This window comes from Novosphingobium sp. GW821-FHT09E05 (assembly GCF_059416165.1).
In genome coordinates, this window is sequence record NZ_JBWKOQ010000002.1 from 547,664 (window position 1) to 571,749 (window position 24,086).

The window sequence follows — 24,086 nt, forward strand, 5'->3', positions numbered from 1 at the left end:
GGAACGGAAATGCGCACCGAACGCTGGTACCGCGCAGTCTGGCGCTGGCACTTCTACGCCGGGCTTTTCTGTTTGCCCTTCGTGCTTTGGCTGTCGGTGACGGGCGGGATCTACCTGTTCAAGCCGCAGATCGAAAACGCGCTATATGCGCCTTATCGCGGCGTTAAGCGCACCTTGGCGCCGAGCCTCGCGCCCGACGCGATCGCCGCGCGCGCCGTGGCGGCGGTGCCGGGATCGGTGCTCCACAAGTACGTGCTGCCCGAAAACCCGGATGATGCGGTGCAGGTGCTGGTGGGCCAGGGCGCGCAGGACATACGCGTATGGGTCCACCCACAGACCGGCGCGGTGCTGTACCAAGTGCCCGAGGAAGACCGCCTGATGCGCGTGATCTTCCGCCTCCACGGCGAAATTCTCGCCGGAAACCGCGGCTCGGCGCTGGTCGAGGCGGCGGCGTGCTGGACCATGGTCATGCTGCTGACCGGGCTGTTCCTGTGGTGGCCGCGCGGAGGGACACGCCTCGCCGGCGTGCTCTACCCCCGCCTGCGCCGCGGCCGCGCGCTGTTCTGGCGCGACATCCATGCGGTGACCGGCCTGTGGGTCTCGTTGGGAGCGCTGTTCCTGATCGCCTCCGGGCTGCCCTGGGCCAGCGCCTGGGGTGACTATTTCCGCCAGGTCCGCGCCATCACCGGCATGGCCTACGGCGCGCAGGACTGGTCCGCCGGTGCGTCCGCCGACGCCGCCAACCGCGTCCGCGCCGACGCCGGCATGCGCGCAATGCTATCCGAACATGCCGAGCATCACGGCATGACGAAGATGCACATGGCCCCGCCCCCGGCCGCACTCGACGCCGTCGCCGCCCGTGCCGCCGCCCTGCACTTCGCCGCCCCCGTCGAAGTCAGCCCCCCGACCACCCACAGCGCCCCGTGGCAGGTCCGCAGCCAAGCAGAGAACCGCCCGCGCCGCGACAGCGCCGAGATCGCCGCCGACGGCACGCTCGTCGGCGTGCAGCGCTTCGCCGACCGCCACTGGATCGACCGCGCGGTCGGCTACGGCGTCGCCATCCACGAGGGCGCCTGGGCGGGCCTTGCCAACCAGCTCGCCAACCTCGCGGTGCTGTGCGGGCTGGCGGCGCTCTGCGTGTCGAGCGTCGTGCTGTGGTGGCGGCGGCGCCCGGGCGGCCAGCTCGGCGCTCCGGTCAGCCTCGCCGCGCTGCGCCATTCCTGGGCGCTGGTGGCGCTGGTCCTCGCGCTGGCGCTGGCGATGCCGCTGTTCGGGCTCTCACTAGCCCTGGCCTGCGGCCTGGAAGTTACGCTCGGGCGCCTGTCCCCGCCGCTTCGCCGATGGATGGGCTGGCGCGCGAGCGCCGTCTCGCCCTGATCGGCCCGAAGGCGATCAGGGCCCGGCCGCCCGCAGCCGCGCCTCGTCCTCGCGATCGATCGCGAGGAGCGAGGTGCCCCGGGTTTCCGCCATCACCAGCGCCGAAACCACGCTGATCGCGCCCGCTCCCAGGATGTAGAACGCGATCGGCAGCCAGTCGTCGTAGGCGCGCAGCAGCGCCGTCCCGATCAGCGGCGCCCACGATCCCGCGAATATCGCGGTGACCTGATAGCCCAGCGACACGCCGGAGTAGCGCATGCGCGTCGGGAACATCTCCGCCATGATCGCCGGCTGGGGCGCATACATCAGGGCGTGGACGATCATCCCCATGAAGATCGCCGCGAGCACCACCGCGAGATGGCCGGTGGCGAACATCGGGAATGCCGCGAAGGGCCAGGCCATCGTCAGCACCGCGCCCGTCAGGTAGACCGGCCTGCGCCCCACCCGGTCCGCCAGCCCCCCGAACAGCGGGATCGCCATGACGTGCAGGATATGCGCACAGAACAGCAGCGTCAGGATGTTCGTCGTGTTGACACCGATATGCGACAGGTAGGTGATCGAGAACGTGACCACCATGTAGTAGAGGATGTTCTCGCCCACACGTAGGCCCATCGCGGTGAACACGCCGCGCGGATAGCGCCGGAACACCTCGACCAGTCCATAGCCCGCATCGGCGCGTTTCTCCGCCTCGGCCTTGGCGGCCTCGAAGATCGGCGAATCGGCAACCTGGGTACGGATGTAGTAGCCGACCCCCACGATCACCGCCGACAGCCAGAAGCCGATCCGCCAGCCCCAAGCGAGGAACTGCGCGTCGGACAGCGTGGCGGACAGCACCAGCAGCACGATCGTCGCCAGCAGGTTGCCGAGCGGCACCCCGGCCTGGGGGAAGCTGCCCCAGAACGCACGGCTGCGGTTGGGGCTGTGCTCGGCCACCAGCAGCACCGCGCCGCCCCACTCCCCGCCCAGCGCGAAGCCCTGGATGAAGCGCAGGCTCACGAGCAGGACCGGGGCCCAGTAGCCGATGCCCGAGAACGTCGGCAGGCAGCCCATGAGGAACGTGGAGGCGCCGATCAGCATCAGGCTGAACTGCAGCAGCGACTTGCGCCCGACCTTGTCGCCGATGTGCCCGAACACCACCCCTCCCAGCGGACGCGCGATGAAGCCCACCGCGTAAGTGGCGAAGGCGGCGATCACGCCGTCGAGCTCGTTCGTGCCCGCCGGGAAGAACAGCTTGCCGAACACCAGCGTGGCGGCGGTGCCGTAGAGGAAGAATTCGTACCATTCGACGATGGTGCCGGCCATCGAAGCCCCGACCACCTTGCGCAAATAGGGCAGGTCCGCCGTATCTTCGTGATTCGCCGCTTGCGCCACATCCTGCTCCCACTTCGCTTCCCTGCGAACGTAGCGGCTCCATCGCCGGCGTGACCCCCTTATTTTCACCAGCTGAAAAAGAGCCCCGCAGCGGTGTTGCCCGCGCGAACGTGCAGGCAGCGACGCTGCGTTGTATTTCAGCTTGTTGATGTTGGAGAATGGTGCCGCTTACAGGATTCGAACCTGTGACCCCATCATTACGAATACGAGCGATAGAACGGCAGAAATCCACGGTTTCCGAGGCTTCTGATGCCGGAATTTGCCCAGGCTTCCGGGTTGCCCAAGCGATACCCAGATTGTCCTGAAATCCGAACTGGGCGTCTTCCTATTGAAAGCACTTTGGCTCGGTGAACTTTGGAATTTCGACCCGGTCAGAACCCGATGTGAGAGCCTTCAAGATCATTGATTGACTGTGCTGATTAACGCCTAGAAAGTAACTGGAAATTGCCTTTGCACTCTCGCCAGGACGTGGTTCATGAAGCTTTCAGCATATGAGAAAAATGCCTTAGTAGAAATTGAAGCATGGAAGAACCCGCCAAAAACTTGGTTCAGCACGGCGACGAGACTTTTAACAAAGCCAGTAGACATTGCTGGCGAAGCGATCATGAGCACTCCTTACGTTGGCGATGTGATCAAGAAGGCAATGACTGGAATTATCGGGGTCGCAAACGATGCAGCCCAGTGGAGCGTAAATCCAGAAGTAATATTTAAAGAATTCAGGGGAGATGGCCATGAGGTTTCATGCTTAGACGATATTTCTAAGCTTGATCTTCAGCAAGTTGATCGGACCGTCGGCTGGCTCGCCGCTAAATATAAAGGGCTGCTGTTCGCTGAGGGTGCTGCCACTGGCGCTGTCGGGGCTGTTGGGCTCGTCGCCGATGTCCCTGCGCTAATGGTTGGTTGCCTGCGAGCAGTTGGAGAATATGCCACCTATTACGGTTTCGACATAAACAACCAAAAAGAGCGAATTTACGCTCTGAATGTCTTGGCCCTATCCTCAAGTCCGACGGACGCATCAAAAGCTGCTGCAATGGCTCAACTGACAAAAATCTCCGGAAGTCTCGCAAAGCGGGCGACTTGGCAGGAATTGGAGAAGAGCGCTTTCGTGAAATTAGTTCAACAGATCGCAAAAGCGTTGGGCGTAAGACTTACTAAGGCAAAGCTGGCTCAGGTTGTACCCGTAGTTGGATCTGTAGTCGGCGGCGGATTTAATGCTTACTTTGCATCGAATGTCTGCGACGCTGCTCACAACCTCTATCGCGAGCGCTTTATAATGGAAAAGTCGGTCTCACTTCAACAGCAAACCCCCGATGCTCCGGGTGTTTTGGAAGCGTAATTTGGCAGCGTGAATGAACCTACAGGGGAGGATTGCCTCCCCACCTATCCATGCATATTGTTCCGACAAGCCGCGTTGTCAGCAGCCGAGGCCGTTATGGAATATCTCGCTAAAGTTAGATCATGGTGAATATTACCATTCCCGGTCGCAACATACCAAACAATTCATTTAACGTTGTTCGGGATAATTGAGTATTATTTTCACCATACCCCGAAACTTTCCAATTGAGACTGCAGCATGGTTCGCTTATTTGGATTTTTGGCCATTTTGTGGATTGCTATGAGGACGTTCGAGGTATTTGGCGGCGTTGGCGTTGTTATAATGGTTGCTGTCTTTATCGTATTCGCCTGGCAAATGAACAGACTGGAACCAAAGACGCAGAAATCTCGTTCCGCGAAAACAAAGCATAGCCATCGACCTGTTGTTTTATCGGCTGCTCACTCTCCAGCACCTCGCCAAACTTCCTCGCCGCCAGTCACCAGCAATAGAACCCCTGCCACGCATAACTCGATTGATGCTGCGCTTAGTAGCTTGCCCGCTACGCTTCTGAATCGTTCTGGATCGGTGTTCTACACCGGACCTGAGGCATTCACGGAAACGCGGCCAGTATATCTCCTCGGCCTTAATCCAGGCGGTAATCCCGACAAGCAGGCCTCCGAGACAATCGGCACGAGCATCGCCGATTTTCGCGCTCTTACTCGCCAATGGTCTGCTTACGCCGATGATAGTTGGGAAGGCGCGGCGCCGGGGACATGGGGGCTCCAGCCTCGCGTTCTTCACATGCTGCGAGAGCTTAACCTAGATCCTCGCCTTACCCCGGCAAGTAACGTCGTCTTCGTACGATCAGCGACAGAGGCCATGCTGCAGGCTGAGAAAAGCCATTTGCTCGACATGTGCTGGCCTGTCCATCAAGCCGTGATCGACACGCTTAGCGTCAAAGCCATCATCTGCTTTGGTGGCACCGCCGGAAAGTGGGTGCGGGAAAAGGTCGGAGCGAACCAATTACTCGATAGCTTTCAGGAGATGAATGCTCGACGCTGGAAGAGTGAAGCTCATCAGGCGGCGAATGGCCGGACGGTAGTGACTGTCACGCATCCCGGCCGCGCCGACTGGCGAAACCCTGCCGCTGATCCGACGCCGCTTGTCTCGCGGGTGTTGAATGGTTGGGACTGCAACGGCCAGTTGTGAAATATAGCAGTCGTTTGCCGATTTCGTTAAAAATGGCGGCAAAAGGGGCGCACAGCAGCCCCTCCCAAAAAAATAGGTTCAGTCATGGTTTTCATAAACCGCGTTATCTGCCGGCTATGGCCGTAAGGAGAATGTCCGGATTTGAGACGGGTCGCGGGGATAGCCGACGCTCACGCGGAGTCGGCAGCCGACCAGATATCTCCGTTCCGACGCGGTGCCGGTAATGGCAGTTTACGCCGACACCGGCCATTCCGCGCGTCATGTCCCGTTGATCAAAGCCGCTGACAAAGGCGACGTACTCGGCACCAAGATCACATCTTGAAAGCTGCCGCTGGTTCAGGTTGGGGATTTGGTAAGGTGTCGCCGTAATTCCCCGCATCGTATGGGATAGCATGGAGGGTCGCGAAACGGATCTGTGGATTAACGGCGGATCGGTTTCGCAAGTGGATTAACGCCGCTAATCGCACTCACTCGTTAGGCGAGGGCGTCAGCAATCTCGTGCGCCATTCGAGTGCGGACAATCCGACCGTAGTTCTTCAACTGCCCGCCGATCGGTCGCCCAAGCGGACCGAATGTTTCGATAGCGCGCTTTGCGTACGTCCAAAACGTCCATGTGTCGTAGCTGGCGGCAGGGTCGAATTCCTCGACTCGTCCGTACCGTTGCATAAATTTGGCGGCGTCAAATCGGCTCTCGATGTATGCTTGATCCTTGCCAAGATATCGCCGCACCAACGCACGCGCCTCGGCACGTATCGACCGTGTTACTTTCCTATACAACCGCGACAGCGTTGCATCGCGTAGGTATGCCGCACGTCCGTCGTATCGAAAACCGAGGTATTCGAGGCCGTTTTCGCCTTGCTCGCCGTGTAGCTTCTCGAACGCCTGTCCGCCGGGGGCGGGGGAGTATTTTAGTACGGACGTTTTCTTCGCTTTGATAACGATCTGCGATCCGTGCTTTTGAATCTCCGCCATAGCGAAGTCACGCGCGGCTAACGCTTCCGGTTCGCCGCCGGGAATGACGATGATAATATCGTCGGAGTAACGGAAAAATGCCCCGCCGATCGCATCGACGTACGCTTTCAACGCGCTGTCGAAGTCGATTAGGTACAGGTTCGCGAGCATGTCAGAGATTGGCGAACCCTGCGGGATGCCGAAATGATTTTTGTTCGTTTCGATCAAGCTGGCGACCGTCCCACCTTTGCCGCAAATTTTCTCGCGAAAATCGGCATTAGTACATAGCTGTCGCGGCATGTCCTTGAAGCCCGTCTTGTAAACGGGAATTCTACTCGAACCTTTTGCCTGCCATGTGAGATAGCCGAGCCGCTCGTAAGCTGCGTCCCGATCGACGATCGCATATCGTGTAATAGCGCGGAAGACTGCCGCATGATCGTGCGGCAGTTCTGCCGCCCCCAGCAATCCGCACCATTTCTGCCGCAGCAATTCGTGGTCGATGCTCTCGAAAAACTTGCTGATATCGAGCGTCACAACTGCCGCGTTGCCGTAGCCACGTATGACGTTGAAGGCGTCAAGAGCGAAGTCGATGTTGGACTTCCCTTTGCCCTCCGACGTTGTCAGCTTGCGATACGCGATTACGTTTTCGCCAAGGCCTCGTGCTACCAAGGCCGCTTCGTAAGGCTCGCGAAGAATGTGCCGATAATAGGAATAGATATAAGCGTCGCGTCGGCTTGCGAATCGCAGTTCCCGTACCTTCTTGTCGGATTTGTTGCCTTGTTTGTCGCGGAACGGTTGCCACTTTTCTTCAAACCGCATGAACGGATAGAAGCTGTTGCGTGCAACCGCATCGGGATCACGTACCAGCTTCTCGATATCTTTTAGCCGTATAGGCTTATCGAAGTGCGGGTAATGCTTAAGTGTCGGAATCCAATCGATCACGCCCGCTCCACGAGAGGGGGGAAAAGCAATCCGCGCCCCATGCGGACATTTCCTTTCGGAAGCGCTCCTCCCCCAGCACAGATGTCTGTCGAGCGCCAAAACACTCTAATGGGACTTTGTTCGAACATAATCGTATATAATGTCGGTATGATCGCCGCGACTTTCGTCATGGCCAATCATCCAATCATCTTCTTCAGCGAGGCTACAATGAACCGCACCATCTCGAAAATAATTGTTGACGTTATAAACAACCCACTCCCGCACTTTCGATAGGGATAGTGTTAACATAGCACTGCTCAGGGCTATCGTAAACGCCGCCATAACAATTTTCGTACAGTGTCATGTATGCGCCACAGGTTGGACAACGTACGGCAGAATTCCAAGGGCGCAATACCCAATTACTTCAAAGGACTATCGGCGTCGCGGCTCACGGTCGGGACGACGAGACGGTAGAATGATGCAATGTGAAGCGTTAACGCGGGATTGCAGATGAGTCAGGAACATCAAATGGGTGGCAGCTTCATGGCTGCCAACATCAGAACCCGACATTCCGGTCCGTCCAACCGCCTGGACGTAGGAGAGATGGCATATTGGTGGGATGAATCGCCGGATTCGGCATAGGCGGACACTTCGAGTAGCGGCGCCGATCGGCAAGAATGTCCCAGCTCTGGTCATTGGCAGGAGGTATGCTGATAGGTGCACTGATTTCCCGGTCGAACGGCAAGGTTGGGCGCAGGGCGACCGTCCCTTCATGCCAGCCGGTTCGGGTTCACATAAGGGCCGTTATCGGCGCAGGCGCTCGGCAAACAATTCGAGCCTTATGGATGACCGCTCAGTTCGGCAGCAACTTGAGCAGCGGCAGCATGGGCCTCGGCAGACGGAAGCCATCGAAACCGTTGGCGTCGTAAAGCTCGCCCAAGGGTCAACCATCATGGCAATCGGCGCTGTAGCCTTGGCAAATCGCAAAAATAACAGGAGGAACCCCGGACCTGCGCGTGGCAAAATCCGGGGCGAAGAGGGGTTACGATCGGGTTGCGTTCCAAGCGGGTTGCCGGATGCCGAGGAAAGCCCGCTTCAGTCTTTGCGCGATCACCCCGGCAGAATAGTCAGTCCCGGTCACGATCACATCGACCTTGAGGGTGTCCCTATGTTCGTAGACCTTCTGGCCCGCATGGTGCTTTCGACCACTCGGGCTGGACCTGACGAAATCGAGCAGGCGCTTCATCAGGCCGCCTTTCGAATATTCCCGGCCGCAGCCGATGTAGACAACCTGACCATCCAAGCGGAAGCGGAAGAGGCCAACTGACGTGCGTAGATCGACATGGCGCTTAGCAAGTCCCCCACCCAAGGGCTTCCATTCCCGGTTCCATTCTGCGCAAGTGCGCCCGGCAAGCTGTAGCTCAGTCATACGGTATTCTCTATGTTGGCCGCACCGCCTTGGCAGTCGATGACAAGGCGGCAGCGAAGGTTAAAGAAAGCCCCGGACCAGCGCAGGGCCAATCCGGGGTACAGGTGGATTATCGGTTCAGATGGTAGTGGCCGTCATCTGAGCGACGCCAAGGTCCGCCTTTGTCCTTGTCGAGCCTGATCCCGACGTGCTGCTGGTCGAAGCCAAGTTGGGCGATCCGGGCAAGAACCTCCGAGCCAGACATAGAGCCAGGGCCAAGGCACTCCCCGATGAGCACGGTCACCCGATCGTTCCGGTTCACTTCGCGAGTGGCGAGGAATGCGTCGAGTTCACGAAGGTTTTGCTGCAACCCATCATCGAACATCAGGCAGCCCTCATTTTGGCTGCTCCGGCCTCAACTGCGGACAGCAGCGTTTCATTGGCGAGGTGGCTGTAGCGTTGAGTCGTATCGGGGCTGGAATGGCCCAGAATCCGGCCCACGGCGTAGAGGTCCACGCCGCTGTTCACCATGAAGCTCGCGGCGGAATGCCGAAGGTCGTGGATGCGAACATCAAGAAGACCCGCGACTTTCCGTGCGGTATTCCAGGGGTTCTTGAGATCGGTGAACGGCTCGCGAGTGACCGGGTTCGGAACCAGCCAATCGCACTTATCCCATCGCCGCAGGCCTTTGATGACTTCGACGGCATCGGCGGAGAGCGGGACATACCGGGGCTTCCCGGTCTTCGTGTCGGGCAGATATAAAGCACGCTGCTCAAGATCGACGTTCGACCATCGGGCTTTCAGGATTTCCGTTTTGCGCGCCCCGGTGAGCAGGAGTAATTGAACGATAGCGGCAAGCTGGGTGCTGCTCGACGCCTTGCAGGCCGTCACCAGACGCTCCGCCTCTTGAGCAGTCAGGAAGCGCTCCTTCTTATTGTTAAACCTCGGCCTCGGCACGGCCTTCACCGGGTTGAGCTGTGCGCCGGGAATGCCCCATTTGGCCGCCAGCTCGAACGAACGGTTCATCGTGACGCGTATCTTCTCGACCGTTGCCGGAGCGAGGGTTTTGCGCAGTTCGGCCAGCCACGGCGCTATGGCCTGCGTGGTGATCTCGTTGAGCCTCAGCTTACCCCACCGGGGAAGCAGATGACATCGGATGACCCGCTCGGTGTTGTGAGGAGTCTTCTGGTATGTCTCGTTGTGCTCGATGTGCTGGCGGGCAACCTCGGCGTAGGTCGGAATGGCTTTCCTCTCCGCCTTCGCAGCCGCCGGATCACCGCCGAGTACCACTTCGGAACGCAAGCGCTGGGCGACACGGCGAGCCTGATCGTAAGTGATGTCGCCGTACATGCCGATCTTGCGCTGGCATTGCTTGCCGTGGTCGTTCGAGTAGCGCAGGAGGAACGTCTTGCCGCCACTGGAGCGGCATTCCAGCATGAAGCCGGTGATCGAAGTATCATAGTAGTCGGTTCGCTTCTTTCCGGGCTCGCAGCGCGCGGTGAGGCAGAAGGCAGCATCGAGCTTAACCTTTGGCATTGTTTGATTCCTTGACCTGATGATGAAAGCCGCAGGGCGCGGCGAATGGGCGTGATAGGACGGGCCCGGAACGCTGGATTTCGGCGTTCAGGGTGACTCCAGCGACTGAATTTGTTGCTCACAGGACGGGAGACGTCGATAGCGACGCCTCCCTCTTGCGCTCAGAATAGCGCCTCCGGGTGAGCGTCTGCGGCGGACGGCTGGTCCGAAGGCGGTGAAGCCGGTTCCCCGGTTTCCAGCTTCACCACCTTCCACGCCTTCCGTTCGGATGCGTCCACCTGCTCCAGCACGAACCCGCCAGTGACGCGGTTCATGTTGCGCTTGAGATACCAGCCGAGCTTTGAGCGGTTGATCTTGCCGTGGTCCATAACGGGCATATCGATCAGCGCCTCTTCGATCTCGGTGCCGTAAACATTGTCGAGCAATCGGCGGAGGGTCAGGGTCGTGCTGCCATGCTTCCCATGCCAAGCGGCAAGCAATGCCCTCAGTAAGTCCGCGTCAGGGTCGGCTTGCATCTGCTGGATCAGGTTAGTCGCAGGGTCAGGCAGGCCGAGCCAGATAAGCGGGTGCCTGCAATAGTCTGCCCACGCACTGCCATAGCTCGCGAGCGCCGACACCGATGTCCGAGGGCTCCCCGCCTCTTTCCACCCCTCAACGAGCGTCAGTACATCCATGACGTAGCGCTCGCGGTTCTGGCGCAGCGCAGCCACTGGGTTGCCCTTGTATGAGATCGTGCCGGGCGTCTCGGCGCGTGTGTTCAGATTGATAGTCAGTACGCGGCGGCATAGGTCGCGCAGCGGACCTACGTTGTTGCCGGAACCCAGGACCAGCGTGTTGGTCGACACGGTAGCTGTCTTGCTTTGGCCCAGTATGCGGTCGGTGACTGACCGGGAAGTGAGCATGCGATTGATGGCGCCATGCGGAATCCAGTCCGTGTCCATGTCGTCAAACTCGATGACGGCGGGGCTCCCCAGCAGCACAGCGATGATCGACTTCGTCGCTTCCTCTGATGTCTTCGGGTAGCTCATGCGTGCGGGCGTGCCGGGTCCGGCGAAAAGCGAGAACAGTTCGCAGAGATAGGACTTGCCGGATCCTGGCGCGGGCGCTTTCACGTGGAAAGCTGGGGCCAGATCGATGCTGGGCCGAACGACTGCGGTCATGGCGGCAGACAGCGCAGCGGCCTTGTCGGTTTGATCTGCGAAGTGGAACTCTTCCAGCAACCCTTCCAGCCGGGCAAGAGCTTCGCGTGCGGCAGCCTCGGTTCGTCCGACCGGCGGGAACGCTGCCCCGTCAAAGACGCCGAGACGCTGCGCCGTGGCATCGTAGCCTGGATCGGTCAGCAGGACGCCATCGGTCTCCCTGTAGTACGGCTGACGTGCAAGGCCCTTGATCTTGAGGAGATGACGATATTCCTCGGCGCGGCAGAGGGTTGTGACGTGCCGCAGCGACGGATCACAGCGAACCCACACGTCTTTGCCGCTCAGGAACTTTTCCCAGTCGCAGACGCGGGAAAGCATCAGCGTGACGTCCGCTTCGCTCAGCGGCTTGAGTCCCCAGTCTCCGGTCATGAAGTCGTGGGCAGCCTTCACGATCAGTCCCCCGGCTTGGAAAACATTGGATTGCTTGGCCAGTTCGGCCTCTGCCGCATCCACGACGTTGTGCATTTCGCCGCCTACGATGCGGATGGTTGCCCGGTTACGCCCCTGCGTAGGCGTCAGTTCGAACTGCTCCAGCAACTGCCGGATACGGTATTGATCCTTGTGGGAGTGCTGGCAGCAAAAGCCGCCGATTGAGTGCGCGTTATCGGGCTCGAAATAGACCGAGCCGGTGTCCAGTTTGTCCGTGTGTTCTTCCACCCACGGGCAGGTGACGTCGTGCTTTCCGGCAGAAATCTGCGCTTTGTAGAGACCGCGCGCCTTGAACGCCGCTACGACGGGGTGCTCTTGACTGCGGGGAACATAAACCCCACCGTCACTTGGAGACCCCTGCGCGGGCGTCTTATAGGCCGTTGGCGGTGTTTCACTTTCGGCAGCAGGGACCAGCGCCGCCAGTAGTTGGTCGGACGAATAGCTTACCTCCGGACTCCAGCCGTGCAGTTTGCATCGAAACGGCCCCTTTGGGGTCGTGTACTTTGGCTTACCGTTGACGCCGTTGGGCAACCTCACCCACCGAGACATCCCCAGCGCTCCTCGGTCCGTCAGGTCGGCCTTCGCAATCTGCTTCTGGAAGTCATCGACATCGCTCGCATCCTGCAGAGGCGGAGTCAGCTTGAAGCCGATCTGAAAATTGCCGGGGCTGGTTTCTAGTTCCCACGTCGGTGCCACCCCTTTGATCAGCGCCGGATTTACCTTGGTGCCGACGTCGTCCAGGACCAGGACGTGATAGCCAGCGGCATATTCCTTTCGGGCGGTCGGAGCGCCATCCTCATCCGACGTGAAGCTTGCGCAATTGAAGTATGTATTATGATCATCTGGGCAGACGCGCTCGATGCGGTCGGCCTGATGCGCAGTCCAGCCGCCGGTTTGCGGATCGCCGGATTTGCCTGCCACGATCGCGCGTGCACCATCCGGAAGTTCGGTGAAGATTGCCTCTATGAATCCGGCGTTGGTCAGCTCGAAGCCGGTAAAGGGGGTAGAGCCGGTGCTTCCGCACGAGTCACCGCCTTTACCGCCTTCAGTACCATCACCCGGCGCAGACGCTTCGACGATGAGGGGGCGTCCAGGCGCTTCAACCGGCTTCCCGGCTTCCCCTCTTTCGTTTGGCCCAGAAACCGGCATTGTGTCGTTAGCGGCCATCAGGCCATCGCCTGCGCGGGCCGTCGAGTTGAAGGCAGAAAAATCGATATCGCTTAGGAGGACCGGCGATGTGGCCGCTCCGGATATTTTATCAGTCAAATGCACAGTGCTACTCCGCACCATCGACCGGAGGATCGAATGGCGATGCATAGTCAGGACTGGCGAGGGGTCTCACGCGAGCGCTGGACACACCTCACCCGTCGTGAAAACGCAGGGTTAAAGTGGATCAGCACTTGCGAAGAAGCAGGCGACTCGAACTCATAAAATGAAGTTTCGGAGTGCAGCTGTCACAAGAAAGCTGAGAGTCGGATAACATAGGTAACGCGTGGGTCAAGCCCTGATGCAGCTGAGGCGGACGAAGCTCAGAAGCGCGGGTGATCCGTCACCATCGCATGGCGAACTTTGCCGTAATCCCAAGCGCGACGATGCCTACGCACGCGAGCGGTTGAGCCTGAACCAGTCCGGCAACAATACAAAGGCCGATAAGTCCCAGCATTTCGCGGGGGTGCGACACCAGTCCGTAGATCATCGCCGCTAGTAGCAGAAGCGCGAACGCCGCTGCCACTGCCTGCGCCGCTGCCAGGACCACACAGGCGGTAATGAGGACGCCCAGCATCCTCATGCTGCATACCTCCGGCACATCTGGCGCAGGTCTGGCAGGAGCCCATCAGCGTCCTCCACGAACAGCACGTAGGCGAATGTGCTGCCGGCCGTGACGATCATCTCGTACCACCCGCTAAGATCAGCCAGATAAGCCCAGTAAGGGCGAAAGTCTGCGCTTCCGAACCGTCCTCGATCGATCGGATCAGTGAGAGGCGAGAAGCCCACCTCCTTTATGATGTCTTCCTCCGTATCCCCCGGTTCGATGACAAGGTATTCGGTCCACTCGGCGAGGTCGCAGTCCGATGTCAGCAGCGCGGTGAATCGGTTTTCGAGCAGGGAAAGTAGCTGCGGATTGAGGTCGAGCGTCAGCGTATGCGCCATCGCGGCACGGTCGAAGATCGTAATCATGGCGGGTGTCTCCTGGACATAAAAATGCCCGCGAAGGCGAAGACCTTGCGAGCGTCGGATTTGCTGGGATGTTGTGTCCGAGAAAGGCTCTCGGCGGCTGGGTTATGCGCTACATGCCGTTGTGGGCTGGCGGCTCGGTCGCGGCATCGGTGGCGTCGGATATGTCGATGGCGTGGGTGCGAACGATTGCCAGCAAAGCAGGGTCGATGCCTTCGCGGTCAGGTACGAGGATCACCACACCACTTCCATCGTCCCCGGTCACGAAAGCGATTTCGCACCAGCCATGATCTATGGTGCAGGCTTCCCACTCAGGTTCGCCGCTGATGGCGACGCCTGCGGCCTTCTCTATCGCGCACAGGTTGTCGCCTGGGTCGATGATGATGACCGGGCCCAGCTCGCCGACTTCGCAGCCAGCTTCATGCAGGTGGTGTCGATACAGTACCAGCCGCCGCATCAGCCACGGGTTGAGGTATGTGGCCAAAGCGCGAGCCATGGACTCTGGATTGTCAATTATGTGCATAATGGCTCCAATGAAAAAAGGCCCCCGGATCGCTCCAGAGGCCTTCAAGGTTTAATGGTGATCGGGGGGCGCTATTCGACTTCGATCTCTCCGATATCCTCGACTGAACAGTCGTCAGCACGGAGATTCGCCTTGACTGTTCCCGTCCTGATCGCGCCAAAACCGTTTTCTGCGCGGAAAGTCATTGCTACGTCTTTGCCGTCTTGGTCGGGCACAATCAGCACGGTTTCAACGTGTTCGAAAGCATCGGGATTGTGCAGGCTTGCCTTCACTGGATCCTCCAACGCAGGCAGACGATGCCCCCACGAGGAGAAACACCGCTCCAGCTTGGCATTCATATTCGCAAGCTCGTCGATCGCAGTCTTTGTGTCGGTGAGCTCTCGCTCTGCCTCTTCTTGCTGGCGACTAGCTTCGAACTCGCGATCTGCCCTGGCCCGCTGCTCTCGTGCCTCTTTGGCGCCCTCGGACGTGGCTTCCCATACCGGCTTCATCTGGTCTTCGTAGACGCCGAACAGTATGAAAACAGGAATGATGGCTAGGTAGGCAACCAACTTGCCCTTGCCTGGGATGCGAAAGAAGATCGGCGGCACATGTATGAAGGCAAACGCAGTCACTGCGCCGATCGTGACATACAGAAGAGCAAGGGGAGCGCCCGGAATATTGGCTTTCTGAAGCTCCATCGCGGTAAATGCCGCGGCGAAGATAGCCATTAGCGCGAAAACAATCCATTGAATTAGGCGCGCAAGTGCAGACAGAACGCCTCGTTTTGGCGCGTGAATGGGTTCGTCCATAAGGACTCCTGTGAGAAATGGTGAAATGGAGCGGTGCCGCGAGCGCCGCCGGTGCGTTTACCGAATTTGCTGGAACGCTCGCCGGCAAGCCGTTCGGACACGCCATCGGCGTGGACACGTAAGCGTCTTGGTCTTCATCGGATGTCCCTCGCGATAAAGGCCAAACGACGGCCTCATCGGCGCGGAGGATATCGGGCTGTAAGGCCAACGCCAGCAAAAATGAGATTCATAGTCCGTGGTCGGATCGTCGTCATTCCGGCTGATGCTGGAGGATGGACGTCCGGCAAAGATTAGCGGCCAACATGAAGCGGTTGCGCAAGGAGCGCGGCTGGTCACAAGAGACGTTGGCTGACGAGGCTAGACTTGATCGTACCTACATCAGCGGCATAGAGCGGCAGGTGAAGAACCCCACCATCACCGTCGTGGAGCGGATCGCAGTCGCCTTGCAGTGTGCATTAGGGGACTTGCTCGACTGACATAATTTATATATATCAATAGCTTATCAGATAAGATGGTCGGACTAGCTCGTTTTAAAGCATGCACTTTCTTGCTTCACATCGTCCTGTGGCGTGTTCAGCTCTTGGGCGCGAACCTTCGTCGCCACCGCAAGCTGATGGGCGTGTCCCAAGAAGAGTCGCGCTGGAGGCGGACCTGGAGCGCTGCTATATCGGCGACTTGGAGCGCGGCGCGAGGGACCCGTCTGTTCGGGCTCTCGGTCGATCGGCGGACGCGCTAGGCGTGGCAGCGCACGAATTGCTGCTCTCCAGATAAGATACCCAGAGCCCGCAAACATCTCGCGGGGTAACTGGGCTTAAACGCCTTTAATATAAGGTCTACCCACGCGAAATCTTCTGGGGTGGTCTACCGTATGACGCAGGCATGGAGAATCGAACATGGCTCGGGGTTCGCCACACTCTACAGCGCACTTCGGATGCCCCATTCGTCCAGGCGAGGTCCCATGGATGCGGCCCGTCGCGCTTTGCGATCCGCTATTGAGGGCATCGCGGCTGAGCCTGGCCACATTCTAGAGGGCGTCTACTCCTCCACGATCGACGGATTTTTTGATGTTGAAAACGTCGTGGTCTACAACATCGAGACTGCAACGTTTCGGAATGGTGCCCACCATGGCCTCAGTGCTCGCCGCTCTAGATCTCTCGACGAATCGAAGTTGGAAGAGGGGTTCCGGCATCGACTGCACTACCAGCTAGTTGCTCGGCCCACGGCTCCGTCTGAGCCAATCGTTCACCTTCAGTTTGCACCAACCAATTTTCGGAACGTGTTCGCTGTATGGTGGGCTGCCGCGAACGGAACCTTGCTCAAATCGGGAATGGTTTCCGGCCGATATGGCCTTCACATTGAACTCAGCGCTGATCCCTTGCCGTCTAATCCGGCGAGAAAGATGAAAATTTTGTTCGATGGAGTGATCGCCGCTCTTCAGCGGGAACAGGCGTTGGATCCAAAGGTCGTGGACCGGCTTTCGCTGAAACACGGCATAGATGGAGACATTCTTCAACAGCGGTTCTCAAAGCCAGTTGCTGCGGCTATCGCCTCATCGAGGCGGGCACAACTCGTCCGGCCCTTTGGCACCGGTGTACAATGGCATCCAGCCGACGATCTCTGCGAAGAATGCACGCTCATCGTTAAGAAAGACTATAATCCGCTTTGCGATGTCTATGTATACACACTTTAACAAAAAGCATGTATTAAAAATAACCATCGATTAATTTATACAACCAAAAGCTCAGATATAAGTATATTCTTAATCAATTATGCGGCATTTTATTCGCGAGAACGGTGGTGGCGCAAATTATCGATCAATAGTATAAATTTTTACCGCAGAAAATTGGAATACGAGCTTTAGCAGCAATTACCTCTCAGAGGTATGCATTGCGCCAAGCAAGGTTGGAAACGCTAATGAAGGGCGGAATAGGGACAGTTTGGGGTATGATATCGTAATTGGGGCTAGCAGCTAGAAGTTCAGATTTCTCAATGGCTCCATTCGGTTTCACTCTCAAATTACCCGAATCGTAAAGTCGATGAATATCGACGCGCATACAAAATCCATTATCTCGCTGGTCCGAGCCGTTCTGCGAAAATGGAATAATATGAGCCGCTTCCAGTATCTGAGGAATCTTCTCTCCCGTAATTATGCAGCTATTATTAAAACCTTGCATGATTCGGTTTCTGAACGCCCCCTGACCTGCTCTCGCCATCGAAAGCGTAAGCACCCGCTGGCGTTCAATCATTGACGGTAAGCTCGAATCCCTTACTTCTTCGATTGCCTCGTCAGCATCTTCTTCGCCCTCGAAGATTGAAGGACCGATTGGGTCCACAGCATTATCGACGTCGAAGATTTCGGACAAATAAAAGCGTCGCTCATCCCTGCTGGGCATCGAAGCATCCAGCCGAAGCACCCCAAAGTTTGCCAAAAATAGTAAAAACTCGCGCGCTAAGCGCTTGTCATTCGCCGCGGGCGCGCAGTCAGGCCACGTAGCGGTACTCAGGACACCTCGACGATAAAGTAGTACTGTTTCAGCAATTTTACGAGGCGGACTAAAAATGCCCGCAAGAGGTATAACAACTTTCACCAACTCAATATTATTGAGGGATGCTTCGCCACTACCCGCACGGCGCCCTAGAGCCTCGATGACTTCGAGAATTAGTTTGAGAGGTCTAATTTGAAGACCAGCAGCAACCCAAACAGCCATTTCTTCGGGAGTGTACGTCACCGGATTGGGCAGCACGGTTTGCTGAATCATTAAAGCTGCAAACTCGCCAGCTGTCACTCCGCCGGAAGCAACTCGCCTCCCAAGATCTGTCAAAGTAATCAAGCCCGGCTGCGGAACCAGTAATCCAGTTCCTCTCCAGTACTGCCCTGAATTACGGAAAAGATTTCGTGTTTGATCACGAGCAAGCGTCACGGGTGAATCCGTATCATCTTGAACCGCTTGTAGATCATCTTTTAGTGCCGCACTGCTAAATACGTCACCTTCGTTTCGCCATAGTGCCCTTAACACCCCCAAAAACACGGGAGCCTGCAATAGGCTCTCGCTAGGTTGGACGCTAAGCCACCGCCATTTATAGCTGGAAAAGGGCTTGGCTGGTGTCATGCGGCCCTGGACTTTTGTGTTCGACGCATCTCGGCCTCAATCAACATTTTGCCTATAGCCTCACCCAAAAGAGGCGGTACTGCATTCGCAATTTGCCTATACGCCGACGTTTTAGTCCCAACAAAAAAGAATTCATCCGGGAACGACTGGACGGCAGCTAATTCGCGAGCGGTCATTCGTCGATGATTGCCTGGATGATGCAAAACTACCACCCCGCCACGGTCATCACCTCTGGCAGTAACTGTCGGCGCCGGTTTCGTTGGGTCGATATGACGATGACCCAAATGTCCATTGAACCTCAGCTTATATTGCGAACATTGGTGGTTGAGGTGTGAGTTCGGCTCAGTTGGTTCCTTAAAATGCTTAAGTGCTTCGCCGACGGTCAACCATGGTATCAAGCCGAGAGCCTCCGCCTTTTCGGGCGTCGCGTGAGTAGGAGCGGGGGGGAACGCAAGCTGATTGCTCAGGTCGTTCCTGACCCCGACAATTAGCAAACGCATACGCTTTTGAGGAACGCCATAGTCTGCGGAATTTACCACTTCCGCGCTTACGTCATAGCCAATTCGCTTGAAGTCCGCCAAAATATTGCGAAGGACTTGACCACCAGCCATCGACGCGAGGCCACGTACATTTTCCCCAACAAAGTAGGTTGGCTTTTTAGCGGCTACCACGCGAAGCATTTCTTTATATAGACGATTTCTTGGATCTGCTGTTGTGCGCGCCCAGTTTGCAACAGAAAAACCTTGGCATGGGAAACCACCGACAACGACATCACAATCCGGAATATCATCAGAATCGACGTCGCAAATGTCTTGGGTGGAGATGTGCGCACTAATATTATGCCTATAAGTGGCCGCCGCGTCGGCAAAAATGTCATTTGCCCAGACAATGTTTAGACCCGCGCGGGCCAACCCGCTGTCGAGACCACCCGCGCCGGAGAAAAGGGAGACTACACGCATGTTAAGCAGCGACCTCAAATGCTAGCAAAAGGCTTTCGCCCAAGAATCGACCGAAACGAACTGGCACGGCGTTTCCGACCTGCCGGTACATCGAGTTGAGCTTGCCGAAGAAAACGAAGTCGTCCGGAAAAGTCTGAACGGCTGCCTGTTCCCTCACTGACATGCGCCGATGGTTTCTGAAATGCTGGAGTGCACAAACGCCTCCTCCTCCATTACCTCTTGCCAAAATTGTCGGAGACGGCTTGTTCGGATCTGTTTCACGATGACCCGTGAAGTTCCTATTGGTAACTTTGTATTTTGAGAAAACGTGATTATGCAAGTCACTGACCCCGTTCGGCTCGGGGATATGAGCCAATGCCTCTGAGATCGTAACCCACGGGGCCAGTCTCTCCGTAGCAGCCTTTAGAGGAGCGGCGTGCGTCGCTACCGGGAATTGAAACCTGGCACCCGGCGCTACATCACGGCGTGTGCCAGCAATAATCACACGCTGACGTGTCTGCGGCACCCCAAAATCAGCGACATTGAAAAGACGTTTATCCACGACGTACCCAGCTTCGCTAAAATCTTGTTCAATTTTTTGAATTGCTCGGCCGCCCGCTAGGCTCAATATACCTCTGACATTTTCTGCTAAAAAATATTTAGGCTGTTTATCGCGAATTATGCGAAGAAATTCGAGATACAGTTGATTACGTACGTCATCCTCAAACCGTAGTCTATTCGCTTGCGAAAATCCTTGGCACGGGAACCCACCTACCACGACATCTCCGTCGGGAATCTCATTGCTTGAGATACCAACAATGTCGCCCAGCACGATCTCGTCGCCGATATTTGCTCGATACGTCGCTACTGCGTCGGCATCAAAATCATTAGCCCAAATTACTTGATGACCGGCCTGGATCAAGCCCAAATCAAGGCCCCCAGCCCCAGAAAAAAGGGAAATCACACGCATTCGGTCATCTGGCCTTTCTCGGCATGCTAAGCGGTGCTGAGCGCTGCACCCCGTCAAGACATACTTTTGCGACCAATGAATCAGCGGCTGCCCAGGGTCAAGGTGTTTCGCGTTTGTTCCTAAAAAGGTCTGCGGATAGTCCGCCTCTCGCGCAACGTAGGTGCTGATCGCCTATTCGGAATTGGTCGACGCAAAGGCAAGGCATGCAAGGCCAAGCCATGCAATAAACGCGATCGGCCGCCTGCAAAGTCGCAGCGGTTTAGCCTGATCAGCCAACCGAATCGCCCCGGTCCAAGGCGATTGCCGTCGATCTCGGAACGCTAGCTGCTCGGTCGCTGGGCCGTACTTCCGGCACCGTCGGGAAAGTCTCCAGCCCTCCCCGAGATGCGGAGCAGCGCTTGTAACTGGGTGAATTTATTGGCGGCCCCTCCGCCCATGCATGCCAGTTCGAGCCAATCGACCGAGGCAGCTTCAGCAAGGCCAAGAGACGGATGGCCGCGACGTCTAAGACCACGAGTATCCGAATCGTTGATTACCCTATCAACCGCTCGCATCTAGCCCGCGAAGCATTGAGGAGGTGGAAAGCATGGGGAACACCGCCGCCTCTGCCGGAAAGCACGTTCGTGTCCGTCGTGTCCCGTGATCAATCTCAACCGGGTTTAACGTGGTTTCCGGCCCAAAGACGCCCCAGCCTTGACCCAAGCGCTCCCCAAGCTGGAGAGCTCTTCCCGTGGGAAACCGCCGATGTCTGGGTGGAAGTGCCTTAAGGAAGGTGGTGCCGCTTAGAGGATTCGAACCTCTGACCCCATCATTACGAATGATGTGCTCTACCGACTGAGCTAAAGCGGCGTGCCTTACGGGCAGGCGGGCCATTTACATGGCAGAGGGGTCGGACGCAATCGCCTTTCGCGGCATTTTTTGCGCGACGTGGTCGAGGCCTTGGGAGCGCCTTGACCACACGTTCATGCGGCGAAGGTCCGAGGTGCGGATCGGATCATCGCGGCAATCGGGGCGGGGCGGGGCGGGGCGGGCGAAAGGTAGCCCTGCCCCAGTTGACAGCCCATCTCGGCGACGCGCTGCGCTGCTGGGGGTCTTGACGCCCTCCGTCACCACCTGCCTGCGCCATGGCCGAAGCCGATGATGACGCGGAAGACCCTTGGCTATGGCCCTCGTCCCGGTCCGCGTCCTCCGCCCCCTGTCCGCACTCAAGCGCCAAGGGCGGGCATACCTGCGGGTGATATTCCCGATCCCGGCTTTGGGCGCAGACGGCCGGACATCGGCGATGAGACACGAAGCCGTTGCCGATGTTCGATTTATTCGAACTTAACACTTCATTTTATCCGACTTTCTCGAATGCGTGATATGAGCAAAAAGGTTCTCACCGGGCAGCAAACGCCCATTCAGGAGGAGTTCTCGAGATGACTATCACTCCCACCCCGACGGCCACCGCAATCCCCGGCAAGTCGCTGATATCGTACGATAACCACGCGCTCGTGCTGATCGATTTCCAGTCGCAGATGGCTTTCGCCACCAAGTCGATCTCCGCCGAGCTGCTGCGCAACAACGCCGCTCTCATCTCGCGGGCCGCCAAGTCGTTCGATGTGCCGACCATCCTCACCACCGTCGCCGAGAAGAGCTTTTCGGGCCCGATGTTCGACGAGATCGTCGAGGCCTTCGACGGCCAGCCGATGCTCGACCGCACCAGCATGAACACATGGGAAGACGCTGCGGTGATCGAGGAAATCAACCGCATCGGCAAGCCCCGCATCGTCTTCGCAGGGCTCTGGACCTCGGTCTGCATCATCGGCCCGGTGGCCTCCGCGATCGACCAGGGCTTCGAGGCCTACGTCATCACCGACGCCTGCGGCGACATCTCGACCGAAGCACACGAGCGCGCGGTGGAGCGCATGATCCAGCTCGGCGCCGTGCCGATGACTTCGCTCCAGTACCTGCTCGAATTGCAGCGCGACTGGGCCCGCACCGAAACCTACGACAGCACCACCGGCATCGCCCGCAAGTGGGGCGGCGCCTACGGCCTGGGCATCGCTTACGCCAAGACTATGTTCGGCGCTTCCGAAGGCGGTCACTGATCTTCCACGCCGCCGGCGTGGCCTCACCCCGTCCGCCGGTCCCACCCCTTTTCTTTCCCCACCTCCACACCAGCAAGGAACAGCATCATGGCTTACGTAACCACCAAGGACGGCGTCGAGATCTTCTACAAGGACTGGGGCCCGAAGGACGCCCAGCCGATCGTCTTCCATCACGGCTGGCCGCTTTCGTCGGACGACTGGGACGCCCAGATGCTGTTCTTCCTTGCCGAGGGCTACCGCGTGATCGCCCATGACCGCCGTGGCCACGGCCGCTCGGCACAGGTGAGCGAGGGCCACGACATGGCCCACTACGCCGCCGACGCCGCCGCCGTCATGGAACACCTCGACCTCAGGAACGCCGTCCACATCGGCCACTCGACCGGCGGCGGCGAAGTCGCGGCCTATGTCGCCCGCCACGGCATCCCGCAAGGGCGCGTCGCCAAGGCGGTGCTGGTGAGCGCGGTGCCGCCGATCATGCTCGAGACCGAGCGCTATCCCGGGGGCCTGCCGATCGCGGTGTTCGACGGCCTGCGCGGCGCGCTCGCCGCCAACCGCGCCCAGTTCTACCGCGACCTCGCCGGCGGCCCCTTCTACGGCTTCAACCGCGAGGGTGCCGAGGTGTTCACGCCCGTAGTCGACAACTGGTGGCGCCAAGGCATGATGGGCGGCGCCAAGGCGCACTACGACGGCATCAAGGCCTTCTCCGAGACCGACCAGACCGACGATCTGAAGGCCATCACCGTGCCGACGCTCGTGCTCCACGGCGACGATGACCAGATCGTCCCCTACCAGCACGCCGCCGTGCTCTCGGCCGAGATCCTGCCGCACGGGACGCTCAAGATCTACGAGGGCTACCCGCACGGCATGCTGACGGTCCATGCCGACGTTCTCAATCCCGACCTGCTGGCCTTCGTGAAGGCCTGACGAAAACCTCTGCCGGCCCGCTCCTTTGCCATGTCTTCCCCGCGAAGATGCCGAAAGGAGCGGGCCATGCCACGCCCGAGGAGACCCGCATGAAACCCTATCTTCTCTCGCTTGCCGCCGGGCTGCTGGTGGGTGTCGTCTACAGCTTCCTCGGGGTCCGTTCGCCGGCGCCGCCGATGATCGCGCTGGTCGGCTTGCTGGGCATCCTGCTCGGCGAGCAGCTGGTGCCGCTGGCGAAGAAGGCGTGGGTGTCCGAGGACGTCGCCCACTTCGTCCAGACCGACTGCCGCGACCATGTGCTCGGCCGCCTGCCGGGTGACAAGCCCGCGCGGACGGCCGACGCATGATCACCCGCCGCCAGACCATCGCCGGGGCCGCCGCGTCCTCGCTCCTGCCCACCCTGCTTCACGCCCAGACGAACCGACCGAAGGACGCCCCCATGACCGACACGATCATCATCAACGCCAAGGTCACCACCCTCGACCGCGCCAACCCGGCCGCCGAGGCCGTGGCGATCCGCGACGGCAAGTTCCTCGCGGTGGGCTCCGAGCAGGAAGTGCGCGCGGCGGCGCCCGAGGCGACGGTGATCGATGCCAGGGGTCACCGCCTGATCCCGGGCCTCATCGACAGCCACATGCACATCATCCGCGGTGGCCTCAACTTCAACATGGAGCTGCGCTGGGACGGCGTGACCTCGCTGTCCGAGGCGATGGCGATGCTGAAGGCCCAGGTCGACAGGACCCCCGCCCCGCAGTGGGTGCGCGTGGTCGGTGGCTTCACCGAGCACCAGTTCGCCGAAAAGCGCCTGCCGACGATCGCCGAGCTGAACGCGGTCGCCCCCGATACCCC

General features: G+C 58.7%; 22 protein-coding genes and 1 tRNA gene. 9 read left to right on the plus strand and 14 right to left on the minus strand.

Features of this window, described 5'->3' with window-relative positions:
• Nucleotides 1–9: 9 nt before the first annotated feature.
• Nucleotides 10–1,377: a PepSY-associated TM helix domain-containing protein gene (locus AC07M9_RS14430; protein ID WP_494884475.1), complete on the plus strand. Its 1,368-nt coding sequence runs from the start codon at nucleotides 10–12 to the stop codon at nucleotides 1,375–1,377.
• Between the two features lie 15 nt (nucleotides 1,378–1,392).
• On the opposite strand, the gene AC07M9_RS14435 is transcribed toward AC07M9_RS14430, so the two are convergent.
• A complete protein-coding gene (locus tag AC07M9_RS14435; protein ID WP_494884477.1) occupies nucleotides 1,393–2,748 on the minus strand; it encodes an MFS transporter in 1,356 nt (451 codons plus the stop codon).
• Between the two features lie 475 nt (nucleotides 2,749–3,223).
• Here AC07M9_RS14435 and AC07M9_RS14440 point away from each other — a divergent pair, with 475 nt between their 5' ends.
• Both AC07M9_RS14440 and AC07M9_RS14445 read left to right on the plus strand, forming a co-directional pair.
• Nucleotides 3,224–4,084 carry an EcsC family protein gene (locus AC07M9_RS14440; RefSeq protein WP_494884479.1) on the plus strand — a complete coding sequence of 287 codons (861 nt, stop codon included), beginning with the start codon at nucleotides 3,224–3,226 and terminating at the stop codon, nucleotides 4,082–4,084.
• Between the two features lie 237 nt (nucleotides 4,085–4,321).
• Nucleotides 4,322–5,272 (plus strand): uracil-DNA glycosylase family protein, encoded by a 951-nt coding sequence (locus AC07M9_RS14445; protein ID WP_494884481.1) that lies wholly within the window; start codon nucleotides 4,322–4,324, stop codon nucleotides 5,270–5,272.
• A gap of 474 nt (nucleotides 5,273–5,746) precedes the next feature.
• Here AC07M9_RS14445 and AC07M9_RS14450 read toward each other — a convergent pair whose 3' ends face one another.
• The 9 genes from AC07M9_RS14450 to AC07M9_RS14490 form a co-directional block, all read right to left on the minus strand.
• A complete protein-coding gene (locus tag AC07M9_RS14450; RefSeq protein ID WP_494884483.1) occupies nucleotides 5,747–7,165 on the minus strand; it encodes an RNA-dependent RNA polymerase family protein in 1,419 nt (472 codons plus the stop codon).
• Between the two features lie 1,021 nt (nucleotides 7,166–8,186).
• Nucleotides 8,187–8,573 (minus strand): hypothetical protein, encoded by a 387-nt coding sequence (locus AC07M9_RS14455; protein WP_494884484.1) that lies wholly within the window; start codon nucleotides 8,571–8,573, stop codon nucleotides 8,187–8,189.
• Nucleotides 8,574–8,682: 109 nt separating this feature from the next.
• Entirely contained in the window at nucleotides 8,683–8,937 is a 255-nt protein-coding gene (locus AC07M9_RS14460) for a hypothetical protein (protein WP_494884486.1), read from the minus strand.
• Nucleotides 8,937–10,088 (minus strand): tyrosine-type recombinase/integrase, encoded by a 1,152-nt coding sequence (locus AC07M9_RS14465; RefSeq protein ID WP_494884488.1) that lies wholly within the window; start codon nucleotides 10,086–10,088, stop codon nucleotides 8,937–8,939. The genes AC07M9_RS14460 and AC07M9_RS14465 overlap by 1 nt, the downstream gene beginning before the upstream one ends.
• A 161-nt stretch (nucleotides 10,089–10,249) precedes the next feature.
• Nucleotides 10,250–12,988 carry a DNA-primase RepB domain-containing protein gene (locus AC07M9_RS14470; RefSeq protein WP_494884490.1) on the minus strand — a complete coding sequence of 913 codons (2,739 nt, stop codon included), beginning with the start codon at nucleotides 12,986–12,988 and terminating at the stop codon, nucleotides 10,250–10,252.
• Between the two features lie 277 nt (nucleotides 12,989–13,265).
• Nucleotides 13,266–13,505, minus strand: a complete 240-nt coding sequence (locus AC07M9_RS14475; RefSeq protein ID WP_494884492.1) for a hypothetical protein — start codon at nucleotides 13,503–13,505, stop codon at nucleotides 13,266–13,268.
• The gene (locus AC07M9_RS14480; RefSeq protein WP_494884494.1) at nucleotides 13,502–13,894 is read right to left on the minus strand and encodes a hypothetical protein; all 393 of its coding nucleotides are present in this window, start codon (nucleotides 13,892–13,894) and stop codon (nucleotides 13,502–13,504) included. Before AC07M9_RS14480 ends, AC07M9_RS14475 begins: the two co-directional genes overlap by 4 nt.
• A gap of 109 nt (nucleotides 13,895–14,003) precedes the next feature.
• Nucleotides 14,004–14,387 (minus strand): hypothetical protein, encoded by a 384-nt coding sequence (locus AC07M9_RS14485; protein ID WP_494884496.1) that lies wholly within the window; start codon nucleotides 14,385–14,387, stop codon nucleotides 14,004–14,006.
• A gap of 98 nt (nucleotides 14,388–14,485) precedes the next feature.
• Entirely contained in the window at nucleotides 14,486–15,205 is a 720-nt protein-coding gene (locus AC07M9_RS14490; protein WP_494884497.1) for a hypothetical protein, read from the minus strand.
• Nucleotides 15,206–15,477: 272 nt separating this feature from the next.
• Between AC07M9_RS14490 and AC07M9_RS14495 the strand changes: the two genes are divergently transcribed.
• Both AC07M9_RS14495 and AC07M9_RS14500 read left to right on the plus strand, forming a co-directional pair.
• Nucleotides 15,478–15,681, plus strand: a complete 204-nt coding sequence (locus tag AC07M9_RS14495) for a helix-turn-helix domain-containing protein (protein WP_494884499.1) — start codon at nucleotides 15,478–15,480, stop codon at nucleotides 15,679–15,681.
• 482 nt (nucleotides 15,682–16,163) lie between these two features.
• Nucleotides 16,164–16,895 (plus strand): hypothetical protein, encoded by a 732-nt coding sequence (locus tag AC07M9_RS14500; protein WP_494884500.1) that lies wholly within the window; start codon nucleotides 16,164–16,166, stop codon nucleotides 16,893–16,895.
• A 184-nt stretch (nucleotides 16,896–17,079) separates the two neighbouring features.
• On the opposite strand, the gene AC07M9_RS14505 is transcribed toward AC07M9_RS14500, so the two are convergent.
• From AC07M9_RS14505 to AC07M9_RS14520, 4 genes are all read right to left on the minus strand, one after another.
• Entirely contained in the window at nucleotides 17,080–18,315 is a 1,236-nt protein-coding gene (locus AC07M9_RS14505) for an HNH endonuclease (RefSeq protein WP_494884501.1), read from the minus strand.
• Nucleotides 18,312–19,274, minus strand: a complete 963-nt coding sequence (locus tag AC07M9_RS14510) for a DNA cytosine methyltransferase (RefSeq protein WP_494884503.1) — start codon at nucleotides 19,272–19,274, stop codon at nucleotides 18,312–18,314. Before AC07M9_RS14510 ends, AC07M9_RS14505 begins: the two co-directional genes overlap by 4 nt.
• A 1-nt stretch (nucleotide 19,275) precedes the next feature.
• Nucleotides 19,276–20,223, minus strand: a complete 948-nt coding sequence (locus AC07M9_RS14515) for a DNA cytosine methyltransferase (protein WP_494884505.1) — start codon at nucleotides 20,221–20,223, stop codon at nucleotides 19,276–19,278.
• Between the two features lie 773 nt (nucleotides 20,224–20,996).
• Nucleotides 20,997–21,072, minus strand: a tRNA-Thr gene (locus AC07M9_RS14520).
• 569 nt (nucleotides 21,073–21,641) lie between these two features.
• On the opposite strand from AC07M9_RS14520, the gene AC07M9_RS14525 reads away from it, so the two are divergent.
• The 4 genes from AC07M9_RS14525 to AC07M9_RS14540 form a co-directional block, all read left to right on the plus strand.
• Nucleotides 21,642–22,313 (plus strand): hydrolase, encoded by a 672-nt coding sequence (locus tag AC07M9_RS14525; RefSeq protein WP_494884506.1) that lies wholly within the window; start codon nucleotides 21,642–21,644, stop codon nucleotides 22,311–22,313.
• A gap of 87 nt (nucleotides 22,314–22,400) precedes the next feature.
• Nucleotides 22,401–23,237, plus strand: a complete 837-nt coding sequence (locus AC07M9_RS14530) for an alpha/beta fold hydrolase (RefSeq protein ID WP_494884508.1) — start codon at nucleotides 22,401–22,403, stop codon at nucleotides 23,235–23,237.
• A gap of 89 nt (nucleotides 23,238–23,326) precedes the next feature.
• A complete protein-coding gene (locus AC07M9_RS14535) occupies nucleotides 23,327–23,584 on the plus strand; it encodes a DUF1427 family protein (protein WP_494884509.1) in 258 nt (85 codons plus the stop codon).
• A 92-nt stretch (nucleotides 23,585–23,676) separates the two neighbouring features.
• The coding region (locus AC07M9_RS14540; RefSeq protein ID WP_494884530.1) for an amidohydrolase family protein at nucleotides 23,677–24,086 on the plus strand (410 nt) is incomplete at its 3' end.